This window comes from Actinomadura sp. NPDC023710, from assembly GCF_040639875.1.
GTDB lineage: Bacteria > Actinomycetota > Actinomycetes > Streptosporangiales > Streptosporangiaceae > Spirillospora > Spirillospora citrea.
In genome coordinates this window covers 81,153-97,009 of record NZ_JBFAGB010000004.1, presented here as the reverse complement: position 1 = coordinate 97,009, position 15,857 = coordinate 81,153, and the positions used below count along the sequence as shown (strand labels likewise).

At 68.6% G+C, this 15,857-nt stretch carries 21 protein-coding genes and 2 pseudogenes; 12 read left to right on the top strand and 11 right to left on the bottom strand.

Going from position 1 to position 15,857, the window contains the following annotated elements:
- Window positions 1-17: 17 nt before the first annotated feature.
- Complete coding sequence (locus tag AB0H37_RS06130) at window positions 18-593, bottom strand: CGNR zinc finger domain-containing protein (RefSeq protein ID WP_360611719.1); 576 nt, start codon at window positions 591-593, stop codon at window positions 18-20.
- Window positions 594-675: 82 nt separating this feature from the next.
- Between AB0H37_RS06130 and AB0H37_RS06125 the strand changes: the two genes are divergently transcribed.
- The gene (locus tag AB0H37_RS06125) at window positions 676-1,848 is read left to right on the top strand and encodes an epoxide hydrolase family protein (RefSeq protein WP_360611718.1); all 1,173 of its coding nucleotides are present in this window, start codon (window positions 676-678) and stop codon (window positions 1,846-1,848) included.
- Window positions 1,849-1,881: 33 nt separating this feature from the next.
- Here AB0H37_RS06125 and AB0H37_RS06120 read toward each other — a convergent pair whose 3' ends face one another.
- Window positions 1,882-2,277 (bottom strand): DUF3224 domain-containing protein, encoded by a 396-nt coding sequence (locus AB0H37_RS06120; RefSeq protein ID WP_329096433.1) that lies wholly within the window; start codon window positions 2,275-2,277, stop codon window positions 1,882-1,884.
- 29 nt (window positions 2,278-2,306) lie between these two features.
- Here AB0H37_RS06120 and AB0H37_RS06115 point away from each other — a divergent pair, with 29 nt between their 5' ends.
- The 3 genes from AB0H37_RS06115 to AB0H37_RS06105 all read left to right on the top strand — a co-directional run bounded on the left by AB0H37_RS06115 (window position 2,307) and on the right by AB0H37_RS06105 (window position 4,731).
- Window positions 2,307-2,912 carry a GNAT family N-acetyltransferase gene (locus AB0H37_RS06115; RefSeq protein ID WP_360611717.1) on the top strand — a complete coding sequence of 202 codons (606 nt, stop codon included), beginning with the start codon at window positions 2,307-2,309 and terminating at the stop codon, window positions 2,910-2,912.
- Between the two features lie 180 nt (window positions 2,913-3,092).
- Window positions 3,093-3,692 (top strand): RNA polymerase sigma factor, encoded by a 600-nt coding sequence (locus AB0H37_RS06110; RefSeq protein WP_329096429.1) that lies wholly within the window; start codon window positions 3,093-3,095, stop codon window positions 3,690-3,692.
- Window positions 3,685-4,731, top strand: coding sequence for a CU044_5270 family protein (locus AB0H37_RS06105; RefSeq protein ID WP_360611716.1), 1,047 nt, complete (start codon window positions 3,685-3,687; stop codon window positions 4,729-4,731). Before AB0H37_RS06110 ends, AB0H37_RS06105 begins: the two co-directional genes overlap by 8 nt.
- 160 nt (window positions 4,732-4,891) lie before the next feature.
- Here AB0H37_RS06105 and AB0H37_RS06100 read toward each other — a convergent pair whose 3' ends face one another.
- Complete coding sequence (locus AB0H37_RS06100) at window positions 4,892-5,488, bottom strand: hypothetical protein (RefSeq protein WP_360611715.1); 597 nt, start codon at window positions 5,486-5,488, stop codon at window positions 4,892-4,894.
- Window positions 5,489-5,937: 449 nt separating this feature from the next.
- On the opposite strand from AB0H37_RS06100, the gene AB0H37_RS06095 reads away from it, so the two are divergent.
- From AB0H37_RS06095 to AB0H37_RS06075, 5 genes and pseudogenes are all read left to right on the top strand, one after another.
- Window positions 5,938-6,882 (top strand): SDR family NAD(P)-dependent oxidoreductase, encoded by a 945-nt coding sequence (locus AB0H37_RS06095; RefSeq protein ID WP_360611714.1) that lies wholly within the window; start codon window positions 5,938-5,940, stop codon window positions 6,880-6,882.
- Between the two features lie 68 nt (window positions 6,883-6,950).
- A complete protein-coding gene (locus AB0H37_RS06090) occupies window positions 6,951-7,595 on the top strand; it encodes a TetR/AcrR family transcriptional regulator (RefSeq protein WP_360611713.1) in 645 nt (214 codons plus the stop codon).
- Window positions 7,596-7,690: 95 nt separating this feature from the next.
- Window positions 7,691-8,746 carry a MerR family transcriptional regulator gene (locus AB0H37_RS06085; RefSeq protein ID WP_360611712.1) on the top strand — a complete coding sequence of 352 codons (1,056 nt, stop codon included), beginning with the start codon at window positions 7,691-7,693 and terminating at the stop codon, window positions 8,744-8,746.
- A gap of 22 nt (window positions 8,747-8,768) precedes the next feature.
- A complete protein-coding gene (locus tag AB0H37_RS06080) occupies window positions 8,769-9,278 on the top strand; it encodes a hypothetical protein (RefSeq protein ID WP_360611711.1) in 510 nt (169 codons plus the stop codon).
- Window positions 9,275-9,459: pseudogene (locus AB0H37_RS06075) on the top strand (leucine zipper domain-containing protein); the annotation flags it as partial. The gene AB0H37_RS06080 and the pseudogene AB0H37_RS06075, both read left to right, overlap by 4 nt.
- Before the next feature lie 9 nt (window positions 9,460-9,468).
- Here the strand turns inward: AB0H37_RS06075 and AB0H37_RS06070 are convergent.
- The 3 genes and pseudogenes from AB0H37_RS06070 to AB0H37_RS06060 all read right to left on the bottom strand — a co-directional run.
- The gene (locus tag AB0H37_RS06070; RefSeq protein WP_360611710.1) at window positions 9,469-9,639 is read right to left on the bottom strand and encodes a DUF397 domain-containing protein; all 171 of its coding nucleotides are present in this window, start codon (window positions 9,637-9,639) and stop codon (window positions 9,469-9,471) included.
- Window positions 9,640-9,694: 55 nt separating this feature from the next.
- The gene (locus AB0H37_RS06065) at window positions 9,695-9,862 is read right to left on the bottom strand and encodes a DUF397 domain-containing protein (RefSeq protein WP_329098430.1); all 168 of its coding nucleotides are present in this window, start codon (window positions 9,860-9,862) and stop codon (window positions 9,695-9,697) included.
- A pseudogene (locus tag AB0H37_RS06060) lies at window positions 9,860-10,093 on the bottom strand (Scr1 family TA system antitoxin-like transcriptional regulator); the annotation flags it as partial. The gene AB0H37_RS06065 and the pseudogene AB0H37_RS06060, both read right to left, overlap by 3 nt.
- A 193-nt stretch (window positions 10,094-10,286) precedes the next feature.
- Between AB0H37_RS06060 and AB0H37_RS06055 the strand changes: the two are divergent.
- Window positions 10,287-10,673, top strand: coding sequence for a hypothetical protein (locus tag AB0H37_RS06055; protein WP_360611709.1), 387 nt, complete (start codon window positions 10,287-10,289; stop codon window positions 10,671-10,673).
- Window positions 10,674-10,898: 225 nt separating this feature from the next.
- Here the strand turns inward: AB0H37_RS06055 and AB0H37_RS06050 are convergent, their stop codons facing one another.
- The 3 genes from AB0H37_RS06050 to AB0H37_RS06040 form a co-directional block, all read right to left on the bottom strand.
- Window positions 10,899-11,300: a hypothetical protein gene (locus AB0H37_RS06050; protein ID WP_329096413.1), complete on the bottom strand. Its 402-nt coding sequence runs from the start codon at window positions 11,298-11,300 to the stop codon at window positions 10,899-10,901.
- 151 nt (window positions 11,301-11,451) lie between these two features.
- The gene (locus tag AB0H37_RS06045; RefSeq protein ID WP_360611708.1) at window positions 11,452-11,649 is read right to left on the bottom strand and encodes a DUF397 domain-containing protein; all 198 of its coding nucleotides are present in this window, start codon (window positions 11,647-11,649) and stop codon (window positions 11,452-11,454) included.
- A complete protein-coding gene (locus AB0H37_RS06040; protein ID WP_360611707.1) occupies window positions 11,649-12,455 on the bottom strand; it encodes a DUF5753 domain-containing protein in 807 nt (268 codons plus the stop codon). Before AB0H37_RS06040 ends, AB0H37_RS06045 begins: the two co-directional genes overlap by 1 nt.
- Before the next feature lie 179 nt (window positions 12,456-12,634).
- Here AB0H37_RS06040 and AB0H37_RS06035 point away from each other — a divergent pair, with 179 nt between their 5' ends.
- Both AB0H37_RS06035 and AB0H37_RS06030 read left to right on the top strand, forming a co-directional pair.
- The gene (locus AB0H37_RS06035; protein ID WP_329096408.1) at window positions 12,635-13,006 is read left to right on the top strand and encodes an ATP-binding protein; all 372 of its coding nucleotides are present in this window, start codon (window positions 12,635-12,637) and stop codon (window positions 13,004-13,006) included.
- A gap of 77 nt (window positions 13,007-13,083) precedes the next feature.
- The gene (locus AB0H37_RS06030; RefSeq protein ID WP_179831961.1) at window positions 13,084-13,308 is read left to right on the top strand and encodes a hypothetical protein; all 225 of its coding nucleotides are present in this window, start codon (window positions 13,084-13,086) and stop codon (window positions 13,306-13,308) included.
- On the opposite strand, the gene AB0H37_RS06025 is transcribed toward AB0H37_RS06030, so the two are convergent.
- Together AB0H37_RS06025 and AB0H37_RS06020 are read right to left on the bottom strand one after the other, a co-directional pair.
- A complete protein-coding gene (locus AB0H37_RS06025; protein ID WP_360611706.1) occupies window positions 13,298-14,410 on the bottom strand; it encodes a hypothetical protein in 1,113 nt (370 codons plus the stop codon). The genes AB0H37_RS06030 and AB0H37_RS06025 overlap by 11 nt on opposite strands.
- 52 nt (window positions 14,411-14,462) lie before the next feature.
- Window positions 14,463-15,701, bottom strand: coding sequence for an Ig-like domain-containing protein (locus AB0H37_RS06020; protein WP_360611705.1), 1,239 nt, complete (start codon window positions 15,699-15,701; stop codon window positions 14,463-14,465).
- Between the last annotated feature and the right edge of the window lie 156 nt (window positions 15,702-15,857).

The following is a 15,857-nucleotide window of genomic DNA, read 5'->3' as shown; positions in this document are numbered from 1 at the left end:
GGGCGGCGGCGCAACGATCACTCCGCTGAGCTGGAGTGTTTGCGCTGGTTGGCATTGAAGCGCGCCTTCTTCTGGCGATTCCCGCACGTGTTCATGTCACACCATTTGCGGGTGCGACTCTGGCTGGTGTCGAAGAAGGCGGCCCGGCAGGTCGGCGATGCGCACAAGGCCAGTTTTCCGTCTCGTTCGCCGGCAAGGATGCTGATCGCGTCGGCGGCGATCACGCTGAGGGCGTCCTCCACGCAGGAAGCCGAACTGAGCCGCCATTGCCGCCTGCCCCCGGGCGTCAGGATCGCAGCGGCCCGGCCCTCGGCGCTGCGGTCATTGATGACCTGGACGGCGGATGCGGGGAGAGCGTCCTGGACCGCGGCCGCCGTCGCGGCGAGGTGGATCGACTCCCTCAGTTCCCGGGCGAGGTCGAGCTGGGCACTGGTGCAGGAGTCCACGGCGAGGCCGTTCACTGCCAGCCAGTCGATGAGTCGGTGCGGCGTGGGGATGCGCTCCAGAGCGTTGCCGCGACGCTCCGTCAGAGTCCCCGTGAAGCTGGTCGCCAGCACGGTACCGAGGCGAAAGTCAGGGAAGCCGGCACGCATGGAACCACCTTAGCCGGTTGCGCGCCGTCGTGACGGCATGTTAGAACCGTCTTAGCCGGTTCCGCGATGGCCAGGAGGTCTCATGCCCCGTCCGACCAGCGACGTCCGAGCATTCGAAGCCCGCGCGAGCGACGCCGACCTCGACGACCTGCGGGCGCGACTGGCCGCGGCGCGGCTACCGGAGGCCGAGACGGTCTGCCGCGCCGCGCCCGGCCCTCGCCGATGGGAACAGGGCGTTCCGCTCGCCGACCTCGTCGATGTCGTGAACTACTGGCGCACCGGGTACAAGTGGCGGTCGTTCGAAGAGCGCCTCAACCGTGTCGGCCAGTTCCGCACGACCATTGATGATCTGGGAATTCACTTCCTGCACCGCCGCTCCGCGCGGGCGGACGCCACTCCTCTGATCCTGACGCACGGCTGGCCGGGCAGCATTGCCGAGTTCATCGATGTAGTGGACGAGCTGGCGGATCCGAAAGATGAGGACGCGCCGGCGTTCCACGTCGTGGTCCCGTCGCTGCCGGGCTTCGGTTACAGCGACAAGCCGGCCACCACCGGGTGGGGAACCGAAAAGATCGCGGCCGCATGGGTGGAACTGATGGGAAGGCTCGGCTACAGCAAGTTCGCAGCCCACGGCGGCGACTGGGGAGGCAATATCACCACAGTTCTCGGTGGCAGGTTCCCGGCGCACGTTCTCGGTATCCACACACTGTTCGCGGAGGCGCCGCCCGGGTTGACGACGGACGGGCTGACGGCGGCCGAGCGCAGGTGGACCGAGGAAACCCGCGATTTCTGGCGCCACCGCGCGGCGTACGCGAAGCAGCAGGCAACCCGACCGCAGACCATCGGCTACTCGCTCGTCGACTCACCGGTCGGGCTTCTCGCCTGGATCCTTGACAAGTTCGCCGAGTGGTCGGACACCGAGGACAGCCCGTTCGAGACGATCTCCAGAGACAGGATTCTTGACGACGTCACCCTCTACTGGCTGACGCGAAGCGGCGCATCGGCGGCCCGCATTTACTACGAAAGCCACAACTCGCTCGACCCCGAACTTCGGGTCGACGTCCCGTCGGCGATCAGTATGTATCCCCGCGACATCGAGAAGTGTCCGCGCCCCTGGGCACAGGAGCGGTACCGACAGATCGTCCGGTGGAGGTCGCCCGAAAGCGGGGGACATTTCCCGTCGCTGGAGGTTCCCGAGTACTTCGTCAAGGATCTGCAAGAAGGCCTCGCGGCGGTGCTGGCCGCTCATCGGTGAACGCGCTGGATTCCCACCCCTCGTCGCGTTGGTCTACAGCGTGTAGGTGAGGGTGAGAACCTGGAATTCGCGTTCCATCGCCTGGCCGGAGATGCCGGCCAGGCCTCCGGTTCCGGAGTTGGGGACGATGCTGCCGTGGCTGCTCTGCTCCTCCCCGTCGGCGAGCCCGAAATGCTGGATGACGAACGTGCCCTGTCGCCCGTCGAGCGTCCCCTCGATCCGCTCGGATGCCACATAGCCGCCGCCGGCATCTCCCTGGGTGGTCAACACCTCCGCGACGCCCGTACCGTCGATCACGCCCTGGTACCGCTTGCGGATCGCGACCCGGGTCATCCTGGGCCCCTCGGAAGGCTCCTCGTACACGCTCTCGTCGAAGTCGGTGATCTCGAACTTGGCCTCGACAGTGCGCTGTTCCTGCTGGTAGGTCATGCTGCCGAAGACTAGTCCGAAGGAGTCTTATGCTCACCCTCGCGCGAATCGCCGAGGCCCCCGAAGTCCTGACCCGCCATCTGGAGTCGCCCGATGGCGCGCGCCTCGTTTTTCGCCCCATGGCCCGCACCGACGCCGAGAGCCTGGCCGCTTTCCTCACGGGGCTGTCCCCTGAGACTCGAAGGTTCAGCACGTTCGACGGCCACGACCTGGCGGCCGCCCGGGAGCTGTGTTCGGCCATCGCGCGCTACGACAAGCTTCGTCTGGTGCTGGAGGAAGAAGCGTCGGGCGGGATCGTAGGGCTGCTGGAGTTCAGCCTCTCGCTGCCACAGAGCGACGTCGCGCGCTACCGCAAGGCCGGAATCCACCTGGACGAGGGGACCGACTGCCGGTTCGGCCCCACCCTGGCCGACGAACACCAGGGCAAGGGGCTGGCGACGCAGGTCCTTCCGCTCATCTGCGAGGTCGCCCGGCGACTCGGCAAGCGCAGGATCATCCTGTGGGGCGGCGTCCTGGCGGACAACCCCCGTGCCATCCGCTACTACGAGAAGAACGGCTTCCGGACGGTCGGATCCTTCACCGGGCCCGACGGCCAAAGCTCCCTCGACATGATTCTGGACATCATCCCTCGGTAGGCGGCTGCCGACATGGTCGCGGCGGGCATGCCACCGAGACCGCGCTGAGGGCCGATGCGCGCCGCCGTGTCCGCCCCGGCGACGTGCCCCCGGAGCCGGCTGCCACCGCCAGGAAGTGGGAACCGGAAGCGGTCGGTTCGGCAACAACGGGTGTCCCGACCCGAAGCCGAGAGGCCGTGTATGAGCACTGCGAGTGAAGAGGACGCCGATGACGCATCCGTCATCAGGCGCTCCCGGCAGGAGCCCGAGGCGTTCGCCGAGGTGTTCCGGCGATACGCCCCGGACATCAAGCGGTACGTGATCCGCCGGCTGGGCGCCGATGCGGCCGAGGACGTGGTGGCCGAGACGTTCCTGGCCGCGTTCCGGCAGCGCGACCGGTACGACCTGGCTCGTCCGAACGCGCGTCCCTGGTTGTACGGGATCGCCACCAACCTGATGGGCCGGCATGTGCGGGCGGAGGTGCGGCAGCTCCGCGTCCTGGAGCGGATGGGCACCGACCCGGTGATGGAGCCGTTCACGGAGCGAAGTGACGAGCGGCTCAGCGCGGGGGCGTCCGCCAGGGCGCTGGCGAGCGCGCTTGCCGCGCTGCCGAGGGGGCACCGCGACGCGCTGCTCCTGGTCGCCTGGGGCGATCTCAGTTACGCGGAGGCCGCGCAGGCGCTGGACGTGCGCGTCGGGACGGTGCGGTCCCGCATCAACCGGGCCAGGCACAGGCTTCGCAGGCACCTCGGTGCGACCGAATCCAATATCTACGTCCGTGAGGAGCCCGTCCATGAATGAGATGACCGAGCTCGACCGGTTCCGCTCGGACGTCCCCGAGCTCGACCTGACCGACGTGCGGGCCGAGGAGCGCCTACTGATGAACGCCATTCAGGAAACGAGCCCGGATCGGGAGCGCGCCACCGTGCAGCGCACCTCCGGCCACCGCCGGCGGGCCCGGCGGGGATGGGTCGGTCTCGCGGCCGGATTGACTGCCGCCGCCACGGCCGGGGTCATCGCGGTCAACGCGGGCGGGGAGCCCGGCGCTCCTCAGGTCGTGCACACGATGCCCGTGGCGTCGGTGCAGGTGCTCAAGCGGGCCGCCGACAGCGCGGCCAAGTCCCCGGAGCTGCACCCCCGTCCCGGCCAGTTCCTGGTCTTCGCCTCGCGGACCACGGACACCGTCGAGAGCAACTCCGGCGGTCGCCACGAACGGTACCTGGACCGGCAGGAACGGAAGATCTGGCTGCCCGTGGACGGCGACGCAACACACGGCGTCCTGTGGGCCAAGAAGCTGGAGCCCAAGCCCTACCCGGGATGGCCCGTCCCGTCTCAGGCCCGCCAGGACGTCGGCAACAGTTCGCTGTCCAAGGCCGCCGACTTCGACGACCGTGCCGAGCACCTGCGCAACGACTACGCCTACCTGAGCCGCCTGCCGGTCGATCCGGCGAAGATGTACGAGCACCTGTACATCGGCCTGGGCACCGGCCCCGAAGCCGACGCCACGGCGTGGCAGAACGTCGGAGGCATGCTCACCGAGGCCTACATGCCCCGCGCGCAGAGGGCCGCGCTGTTCCGGGCGGCGGCGGCCATCCACGGCGTCACGACCGTCGGCCGCGCGGTGGACGCGGCGGGCCGGACCGGCGTCGCCGTCACGCTGGCCACGGCCGGCAGTGGTGTCCGCGAGGAGTACATCTTCGACGAGAAGACCTACGAGTTCCTCGGACATCGCAGCGTCGTCACCAAGGCCCGGGAGGCGCAGGCGCCGGTCGGAAGCGTGCTGACCAACTCGGCGCAGCTGAAAATCTCCATCGCCGACCAGCCCCCGGCGGTGAGCTGAGCCCGATGCGCAGGTGGGGCCGGTGACCTCGACCGGCCCCACTCCGCCGGGCGGCGGGCCGGTGCGGCTGACCGCTCGCTTCGGCGAGGTCGGCGAGGCCTTCCGGCGAGGTGACGGCCGCGTTTCCTGTGGAGGCCGCAGTGGGGGCACTCAGGACCGGTCAGGACGCCGTCGCGATCGAAACGAGCGCCAGCGCCATGGCTCCGGCGCACACGACGCCGGCGACCGCGAAGGCGATCCGGTAGGGATGCCGCTCGGCCCACGACACAAGGCCCGGATACGTCTTGGCGAATTCGTTGGCGTCGACGGGACCCTCGGGCCCGCTGCACGGGACCCCGAGCGCGTCCACCAACCGGGTGAGATCCTCGCGCGTGTAGAGACCGCCCTGCACCCTGAAGAGCAGGGCGCGTTGCGCGTCGAGCAGGAACAGGCTCTCGCCCGCCCCTCCGCGGGGCGCGATGATGCTCGCGCGCACGACCTCTGCGACGCGCGAGCGTGGCCGGCGCTTCCGGCCGAACAGTCCCTGGACGACCAGTTCGTGAGCCGTCAGGGTGATCCGGGCGCTGAGGAGGGCCCCGATCCCCAGGGGGATCAGCACGGCGAACAGGCCGCCCACGATCAGGGCGAACACGGCCGGGGCGTCGCCGATCAGGATCGCGGCGACGATGCTCACCGTGGCCGCCACCAGGACGGCCAGAACGATCAGTCCTGCCCGGAAGTCCGGCCGGAGCACGAGATCGTCCTGAACACCGCCCACGCCGACACCGCCCCTTCCCCGACTCCTCAAGAGCTTGCCGTAACGCCGGTGATGCTCCGGCCGTCGTGCTCGGGTTCAGGTGGTGCGTGAGCTCACCGGCGTGCCGCGCCAGGTTCATCTGCCCAGGGCGTCGACACGGTCTCTGACGTCGGCGTATGCGTTCTCTGCGTCCTCGACGACCGACGATGTTCCCCCGAAACGTGATGTCGCCGGAGGGACTATCGCCGGGTTCGTCCGCGTCCAGCGGCGACGCTCGTCGACGAGTTCGGGCAACGCCCCTGATCGTCGGGTTGCCGTGTTGAAGAGCTTCAGCAACGCACTGGGGCTTGCGGTGGTCGAGGTTGACTGGCCCGGTCACCTAACCAGACTTGCCGGTATGGTCTTGTGGACAGCCGCGTATACTGTTAGCGCGAGTGCAGAGCGGTCGGGACGTGGGGCCAAGAGCGCACGTGTACGGCCACGGTGGATCCGCGTATGACGACGACTGGGACGCCCATCTGATGAAGACCTATGTGATCACCGGTGGCACCGACGGCATCGGTGCGGCACTGGCCCGCGCGTTGTTCTCCCGGGGCGACAGGGCCGTGATAGTCGGGACCAACCCGAGGAAGGGCGAACTACTGGTGGCCGAGGCCGCCTCGGCACCGGGAAGCGCGGCGTTCATCCAGGCCGACCTCAGCCTGGTCTCGAACACCCGCCGCACCGTGGACAAGCTCACCGAGGAACATCCGGCCATCGATGGCGTGGTGCTGTGCGCGAGGTTCATAAGGTCCCACCGGTCGGTGACCGCCGAGGGATTGGAGAGCAACTTCGCCCTGTTCTATCTCAGCCGCCTGCTGTTGGGCTACGGGCTGCTCGGCCCGCTGGAGAAGGCGGACCGGCCGGTGATCGTGAACGTCGCCGGGCCCGGCCACGACACGCCAGTGGCCTGGGACGATCTGCAGAGCACCCGGCAGTACGACCTGGTGCGCGCGATGTTCATGACCGGACGCCTGAACGATCTCCTCGGTGTGACCTTCGCCGAGCGGCACGGTGAAGGTCCGGTACGGTACGTGCTCTTCCACCCCGGCACCACGGCGACCAGCTACGCAGGCGAATTCGATCCGCCGACCGCGGCGTACCTCCGGCGGCAGCGGATGATGGCCAAACCCGCGACCGACGTGGTCCCGCCGCTCCTGCGGCTACTCGATGATCCGCCCACACCACCGTTGACCGCGTTCAACCTGGCCACCGAGCTGAATGTGCACAGCGAACTGTTCTCCGCAAAGGACGCGGCACGACTCTCGCGCCTCACCGACGAGTTGCTCGTCAGGGTCGCCGGGCAACCGGGTCGGGCGCCGGCGCCGGTCAGCCGGTCGATCAACGACGGCCTCATCGAGCAGTCCGATCGGTAGAGGACCAGCGCGACCATCTGGTCGGACCGATGAGTCTGGTTTGGCGGGCCGGTGCGTATGCTGTGGGCATGAGTGGAGCCGTCGCGGCGCGTGGCCGGATCGACAAGCGGCAGGCGATCCTCGACGCCGCGTTCACCGTTTTCGCCCGAGCGGGATACGCCCAGGCCGGGGTGGACATGATCGCGGCTGAGGCGGGAGTGGCCAAGGCCACCGTGTACAGCCACTTCGGCGACAAGGAGAACCTGCTCCGCGAGGCCATCGCCGCCTCCGCGGATCAGGCGCTCGCCGACAACCTGGCCGCGGTCGACCAGCTCACCGACCGCGGCACCGACCTGCGCGCCACGCTGGAAGGCGTCGGCCTGCGCCTTCTCCAGTGCTACTGCGACGACCGATCCTGGGCGCTGCGCCGGCTGCTCTCCGCCGAGATCAACCAGTTCCCCGACCTGCTCGACATCATCCACACCCGCGCGGCCGACCGCATCACCGAAGCCCTGGCCGACCGGCTCGCGCGCCTCACCGTGGTCGGACACCTGCACACCCCGGACCCGCTCCTGGCCGCCGAACAGTTCTTCGGCCTGCTGTCCGGCCCGATGGACAAACGAGCACGCCTCGGCACCCGGCGCGTCCCCAACGCCGAACTGCGCGCCCTCTCTCGCGCCGCGGTCCATACCTTTCTTCAGGCATTCGCCCCGAAATCAAGCGAAACCGCCTAGCTGTTGCCGGCCATGACGCCGGTGACGCCCCACGTCGATGTTGACCTTCGAGTTGGTCGAAGCCCGATGATGGCGAGGTGCCAGGTTCTGAGCTGATGCCGATTGGGGTCTTCGCCCAGCGCAGCGGTCTGACCTCCAGCGCGTTGCGGTTCTACGCCGACTCCGGGCTGCTGCCCCCTGCCGAAGTAGACCCGGTATCGGGCTACCGCTACTACGGCGCTGACCAAGTGGCACGGGCGACCACGCTGCGCCGGCTCCGCGAGATCGCCATGCCCCTCGCCGCGGCCGAGGCGGTCCTCGACGCCGGGGCCGACAAGGCGGCACGGCTGCTCGACGAGCATGTCGCCAAGATCGTCGATGATGCTGCGACGGCACGGCAGAAGGCTGCTGTCATCAAGTCAGCGCTCGGCGGCAACGTGCCCGGTCTGCTGATCGCCGTGCTGAAGGGGCCCGTGCTGGCGGATGCGGTAGAGCAGGTCCTGACCGCGACCGCGCACGAGCCGGGGATGGAGGTGCTCGCCGGCTTGCACATCGAGGCGAGTCATGAGGCGATCGCCCTGACGGCGACCGACCGTTACCGGCTCTCCACCCGGACCCTGGTGCCGTCGCGGCCGACGGAGCAGACGTGGGCCGGCACGATCGACGGCGACGGCCTGCGGGCGGCTGCCGCCACGGTCCGGCGCAGTGCGCTGGTCCGCATCGAAGCGGTGCCGCACGGGATCTGGCTGCGCATGCCCGAGCGGGAAGACCGGCACTGCCGCCTGCTGTCCAAGGACTTTCCCGATCACCGGCTGATGCTCGCCTCCCTGGGCGAGATCAGCACCCGCGCGACGGTCTCGAAGGGTCTTCTGCTGCGCGCCCTGGAAGAACACCCCGGCGAACGCGTCGCGCTGCACGTCTCCGATCACGGAGTGAACGTCCGGTCCTCGAACGACGAGGACCCCGGTGTTCGGCTCCCCGCCACCGTGACGGGCGGGGCTCTCCAGATCCGGTTCGAGATGACCACGCTCTATCCCGCGGTGAGTACGGCCATCGGTCCCGACGTGATGTTCGACCTGAGGGGTCACGACGGGCCCGTCACGATCCGCTCCGCCGACCGAGGCGATCTCACCACCCTGGCCATGCCCGTCAAGTTCGACCACTCAGCCTGAGAACGACAACGAGGAACACGCCATGCCGACCGCGCCCGCCAGTCCAGACCCGACCATGGAAGCCATCGGCCAGGCCGTTACCGAAGGCCGAACGGGCGACACCCTTTCCGCCCGCCAGAAGCTCCTGAACCTGTGGTCGGCGATCGGCGTCACCGGCGACCCGCTGCACCGCTGCTCACTCGCCCACTACCTGGCAGATCTCTACGAAGATCCCGCGCAGGCCCTCGCCTGGGACGTCCGGGCCCTGGACGCTGCCGACGCCGTGACCGAGCAGCGCGTGCAGGAGCACCACGCCGGCCTCCACATCGCCGGGTTCTACCCCTCCCTCCACCTCAACCTGGCCGACGCCTACCGCCGACTCGGGTCCTTCGACGCGGCCGCCGAGCACATCAACGCGGCCAAAGAGCACGCCCCCAACCTCCGCCAGGACGCATATGGCGCCTTCCTGCGCACCGCCCTCGATGAGGTGGCAGAGGCCATCTCCAGGCGGGACACCACCAAGCGGCCCTCCGCGCCTGGCTCCACCGCATGACACACCGGAACGCGCCCCTCACCGTCGAGGGACGCCGTCGACTGGTCGAGCGTTGCCGGACGAGACCGACTGCGCATGTCGCAGCCGAGATGGGGTGTCCCGGGCGTGCGCTTCGAAGTGGGTCGATCGATATCGGAGCCACGGCGAACTCGGACTGGAAGACCACTCGTCCATCCCCCACCACCTGGTGCTACGGGAGTTCGCCCTGCTTGGCAAGGTCGAGCAGGGTGGCGAAGGTGTGAGTCGTGAGGGTGATGTGACCGGCGTCGGGTGCCTTGCTGTCCCTGATGCTGACGGCGTGGGGAAGCCGGGCGACCTCCACGCACTGGACGGAGGTGCCCTGGGTGCTTTTACGCCACACGGGGAGATTTTCCGTCACATCGACTCCTACTTGTTCCGGCCCGGAGGGCGGTAGGTCAGCGCGGCAGTCTCCCCAGTTTGGCGCGGGTGACGAGGTCGGCGAAGGCGTGGGGGGTGAGGGTGAGGTGACCTGCGCCGGGGGCTTTGCTGTCCCTGATGCCGATCTCGTCATCCCGTATCGCTTGTTCCTGGGCGAAGCCGAGGTCGCCGGTGGGGGTCTGCATCACGGTGAATCCGCCTCCGACGCCGCCGTAGCCGATCAGCCGGTCAGAGGTCACTCGCAGGTAGACGTTCGGCCACTCGGAGACTTCGAGAAGGTGGCCGAGTTGGTCGCGCATGACGTCCACGTCGCCGAACGAGCGCAACACGGCTGCGGTGTCGAGGATGGCCATGAGCTTGCAGGGATACGGGCGGGTGAGGATTTCCTGACGGGCCAGACGCTCTGCCACGGCGTCGTCGACATCGCCCCCTCTGTCGCGGTCACGCGGCCCGCGCCAGGTTCAGCTGGCCAGAGCGTCGACACCGTCTCCGACGATCTCGTCTCAGCTCATACGAGACCCGCCGGACCGAGCCGATGCGGCCGACTCGGTACGGTTTCTTCCGAACCCGTGCGAGTAAGCGGGCAAAAACGAAATCGGGAGAGAACCTATGAAGGCTGGCACCAACCTTCGCGCCATCCTCGTCGCCGCGCTCGTCGGTGGTATCGCCGGCAGTGGGGTCCTCGTGGTCTCCATGGCCGGCGCCATCAGCGCGAGCCATGTCGGAGAGGTCGCCACGCTGGGCGGTGTTGTCGGCGCCTTCTTCGCCATCGGCTCCAGCGCAGTCATCGCCCTCTTCGGCACGGTCGGCAGGTACGCCATCCTGGGTACCGGCTTCGCCGCTCTCGGCCGGAGCGGCTACCTGCTCGTCTTCGGCCACGGCGGAGCCGTCTACTGCGCCGTCGGCCTGGCCCTGTTCGCAGGTGCCCTCGCCGACTCCATCACCCGCCGCGCCGGCATGGTCGGCGCGGCCGGGACTGTGTTCCCGGCCGTCTGATCTGTTCGAGACCAACCGCGTCACCCGGGGCCGTCGAACGGCGTCAGGCAAGGACCGATCTGAGCGGGCCCGGCGTCCGGCAGCCCGGGGCGGGCCGCGCCGGACGCCCGCGAAGAGTTGGCGAGCGGATGGATCTGGTGCTGAAGGGCTCGGTGGCGGTGCCTCCGCCGCGAAACCGGCCGGGGGACGGGCGACCTGGCCCCGCACCGGGAACGAGATGGCGTCTCAGGCGACCTTGGTGATCTTGCATTCGATGCCTGCGGACCCGATCGGAGCCTGCGCCGCAGTGGTTCCCTCGAAGGTGTTCGTGCCGCGAACCTCGAAGGTCTGAAGGCCGACCCGCTTGTGGGAGGCCGCATCCATGACCTCGACGGTGACCGAGTAGCTCTTCGCGTCGCCCGTGATCGTGCCACTGATCGTTACCGTGCCCTGTGATCCGGATGTGTTCACCCGGCATTCGACCTGGGTGCTGTAGCTCTTCGGGCTGGGGGACGAGGTGGTCCCTCCCAGCGCGCCGATCGAGTAGAGCGCGGCGAGCAGCCCCAGGAGCCCCGGCACACCCAGGGAAAAGATCAAGAAGGTCTTCCGCCTCGGGCGCGGACGCGAGCCGTGGTCATCATCGGCCATGGTCCACTCGTGAGTCGGCATCGCGGTCCGGACCCCCCGATCGATCCTGATAGGCGAAGTTCGCGCAGATCAGCCTATAGGTCAGTGGGCTATGGCTTGATCGTGAGCGCCCAGCACACCGGATCGCCAGCATGTGGCAAGGGTCCTCAGGTCAACGCGGCAGAGAGTCTCGCTTGGCGCGGGTGACGAGGTCGGCGAAGGCCCGGAGGGTGAGGGAGAGGTGACCTGCGCCGGGGGCTTTGCTGTCCCTGATGCCGACCGCGTGAGGGAGTTGAGCTAGTTCCACGCACTGTTCGGAAGTGCCCTGGGTGCTGCGACTGCTCTTGCGCCATACGGGGGGATTTGTCATCAGATCTTCTCCATCGCGTCCATGAGCAGCGCCCGGGACAACTCCACGGGCAGCGCCGTAGCTCCGATGCGGTCGAACCTGTTGCGCAGGCCCACGACCTCTTCGGAGTCCAACTCTAGTCGGCCGCCGTTCGGCGCCTCAAGGAAACCGATCTCCCCTTCCTTGACCTTGAGGACCTTGAACGGGCCGTCCAAGCCCTCGTTCGCCCCCGCGTTGTTCGGAACGATTCGCAAGATCACATTTGGAAGCTCTGAAAGTCGGATCAGATGGCCGACCTGCTCTCGTAACACCCCCCGTCCGCCGACCTGTGGGCCCAACGCCGTCTCTGCGATCAGCACCCAGATCTCGGGTGGATCTGGCTTGTGCAGGATCGCCTGGCGTGCCATGCGGGCTTCGACGGCCTTCTCCAGGTTCTTGGGACGTCCAGCGAGGAGGAGTGCGCGCGCGTACTCGGGGGTCTGGAACAGTGCCGGGATCAGTTGGCCGTCGTACGTTCGCATCTCGGATGCGCGCTCCTCGAACGCCAGGTAGTTCTTGTTCCAGTTGGGGTCGTGCCCCAAGCGGGCAAACCACAACAAGGTCGCGAATAGGCCGCCGGTGGCCCATTTCGCGTCCAGGATCCTCGCTTCACCCTCCTTGAGTTGCGACTCGCCGCTTTCGAGTCTGGAAATCGACGAGCGCGACCGGTTCAGCCAGCGTGCGACCGTGTCACCGGTCTGGCCATGCTGCATGCGGTGAAAGCGCATGAAGAAGGCGATGCTCGCCCAGAGATTGAGCCTCGGGTCCGGGGGTTCGTTGATGTTCACTTGTCCACCTTCTGGATCGTTCAACTTCCAGGTCTTCCAGGGAACAGAGACAAGCTAACTCGGCGCGGTCACCGTTGTCCGTGGAATCCAGCGAAAGGAGGGTGGTGGAAATGGTGGTAGAAGCCGTGGATGCGGGCGAGGTGGACATTTCTTGTCTGGCTGATCGGACGGTGCCGGGGATGGTGCGGACGGTCGTCGGGCTGCGGCTCTCGGAATGGGGGCTGGAGAGGGTGGCCGAGAGCGTTCTGCTGATCGTCGCGGAGCTCGTCACCAATGCCGTGCGGGTCGCGGGGGAGCGGGAGATCCGGGTCAGGTGCGTGCGGGAGGCGCGGGGTGTCCTGGTCGCGGTGTGGGACTCGGCTGAGGAGAGGCCGGTGAGGCGGCCTGCGATGCGGCCGGGGGATTTCGGGCCGGACGCTCGGGCGCTGGACGACGGGTACGACGACGGGACGGGTGGCTGGGGGCTGCCGCTTGTGCAGGCGTTGGCGTCCGGATGCGGGGTCGCCGAGGGCGAGACCGGCAAGTGGGTGTGGGCGAGGGTCTCGTGCTGAGGCGATGGCGTAGGCGGAGGGCCGTCCGGTATCTGGATCTGCTCGCGCTCGCGGTCGGGGCGCGTGGGTGGCGGTGCGTGAAGCTGTACGGGCGCGAGTTCCCCACGCCGCTGCTCTGGGTCTATGCCAGTGGGGTCGCTGAGGACGTGGGGATGGTTCTGCGGGTGCGGGTCGTCGGTGGGGCGTGGGTCTACCAGGACGTCCAGCGGGGGAAGGCCCTCTTCCCGTGCGGGGACGCCAAGGCCGCCGGGGAACGAGTCGATCTGGTGCTGAAGGGGCGGATGTTCCCGGCTACGTGGTGAGGCGGTGGCGCAGGCGGCGGATGTTGCGTTGGATCATGGTCTCCTGGAGGGCCACTGCTGCCAGGGCCAGGGCCGCTTCGGCGCCGGCCTGGGCCATCTCCTCGGGGGTCGGCGGAGATGCCGGGTCCGAGGACGGGTCGTAGCGCAGGTCTTCGATGTCGCCGACGATCTGGGCGGGCGTGTGCTGGAGGGCGGCCAGGTCTTCCTCGCTCCACTCCGCCAGACGGGCCTGCCATTCGGGCGGGATGGCGACCTTGCCGCCGCGTTGGCGGCGGGCCTGGAAGCGGGCCGTGACGGCCTGGCGGATCCAGTCGGCGTTCTGGCCGCTCCAGGACGTCTGCTTCATGGCCGCGTTCATCGACGAGAGGACCAGTGTCTCCGGAGCCGTCAGGCCGGTGTGGGCGCGGTCTGTGGGCATGGTGGGCGGTTCGGCGAAGGCGAGGAGGTCGATCGCCTCGGCGAACCGTTGCCACAGGAGGCGCGGGGGCGTGCCGGGAGTGGTGACGACACGGATGCGGGTGATGCCCGCGTCCGACCAACGCCGGGTCAGGCCGCCGAGGTCGAACGCGCGCCACAGGTGGGCGGACGGGTCCGTCTCGATGTGGTCCCGGCCCTTCTCCCGCTGGGTGGCGAGACCGGAGAGGTAGCGCTCGAAGGTCATCGTGCGGCCGTTGCGGATGTGCTGCTGCCAGAGGGAGGGCAGGGCCGAGCCCAGGGTGCGGGCCGTGACCACGACCTCGACCTCATCGGCGCCCAGGGCGTCCAGGAGGCGGTGGATCGCGGATTTGCGGATGACCGCCAGGGCCTCCGCCGAGAGCAGCACCGTGCCGCGCGTCGACTTCACGTCGTCCAGCAGGGTCTGCCAGGAGGAGGTCTCCTCGGACGCGCGGTCCCGCGACACCCAGGGGAACTCCGTGCCCAGCAGCCCGTAGCTCGCCCATTCGTGGTTCGCGACCGTCCGCTTCCCCCGGGCCCAGTCTGGGCTGACGGGGTAGCGGACGCCCGCGTCGGCGAGTGCTTCGGCGTTCGCCTGCAGCACTTGTTGCAGGAACGTCGTGCCCGACTTCTGCACGCCGATGTGAAGGACGATTCTCGCTGCCACCCGGGCACCCCCCCGCGACCTGTTGGTCACGAAGGGTAGTGGCCGGGACGGGTCAGGCGTGGGACGTGGTGATGGGCTTGCCGAGGGCGCCGCCGCTGGTCCACTTGGAGAAGGAGAGCTGCCAGTAGCCCCAGCCGTTCGTCCACTGGAGGCTGCGCTTGGTGCCGCTGATGGTGACGAGGTCGCCGCGGTAGGACCAGTGGAAGAACCACTGCGCGTCGCTCGCGGGGGAGCGGACGCAGCCGTGGCTGCAGTTGCGGTTACCGAGGCAGGTCGGGTCGTCCATGTTCTGGTGGATGTACTCGCCGCTGTTGGAGATGCGGGTCGCCCACGGGACCTTCTCGTCGTACCAGCCGGGGTCGCCCTTCTTCTTGCCGGGCGGGCGCATCCGCTCCAGGCGGACGTGGTCCATGGTCAGGTGGACGCCGCTGGTGGTGAGCAGGTGGTCGACGCCGTCGCCCTGGACGTCGCCGCCGCTGCCGAGGCTGACGCCCCAGTTGCGGACGACGCGGCCGTTCTTCTTCACGACGGCGCGGTGCGTCCTGGCGTTGATGTTGACGACGTGCGAGTCGCCCACCTTGAAGGTGCGGATCGTGTCGCGGTCGCCGAAGACGTCGTCGCCGATCTTCAGGCCCGCGAAGTGGACCTTGACGGTGACGGTCTGGCGCGCCTTCCACGGGTGCTTCGGGCGGAAGACGACCGAGGGCAGCCCGTTGAAGGACTCGCCCGCGCTCAGCCAGCGCCAGGCGCCCTCGGTGGGCGTGGTGGAGGAGATCTCGATGGCGCGCTCGATGGCGGGCTTGGCCTTCTCCGGGACGGCCTTGTTGAACTGGACGAAGACCGGCATCCCGGTACCGACCGTCTCGTTCTGGCTCGGCACGACGTTGTTGACGCGGGTGGCGGCGGTCGAGCGGGTGGTCCGGAACGCGCTCGTCGCGGTGGTGGACTTGCCCTTGTCGGACGTCGCCGTGGCCGACACCTGGTAACTGCCGCCAGGCTGCAGCGTCCACGTCGAGCGCCACTTGGTCTTGTCGGCGGAGAGGCTGCCGGGGACGTCGGCGCCCTTCAGCTTCACCGACACGTCGCCGAGCTTGCCGCCCGCGGCCGACACCATGACGCCCTGGTCGGGGCGCGCCTTGCCGCTGCCGTTCGCCGGAGTGATCGTCACCTGGGGGGCGCCGTCGTCGCCCTTCGTGGTCGTCCCGCCGCCGCCATCGCCGCCGCCGCTGCTCCCGCCGCACGCGGTCGCCAGGCCCAGGACGAGCGCCACCACCAACGCCTTACCTCGCACCGTTCTCCCTCAACAGCCCGCCGGATCCCGCGCGACGCGGGTCCGGCTACAAGATCGAATACGGAACGGCCTTTTATTCCCGTCCCACTCGGAGGCGGGACGGCAGGTCTCGGCGTCCGACTCACCTATAGACGTCCATGGTCTCGCAGAGGTTCG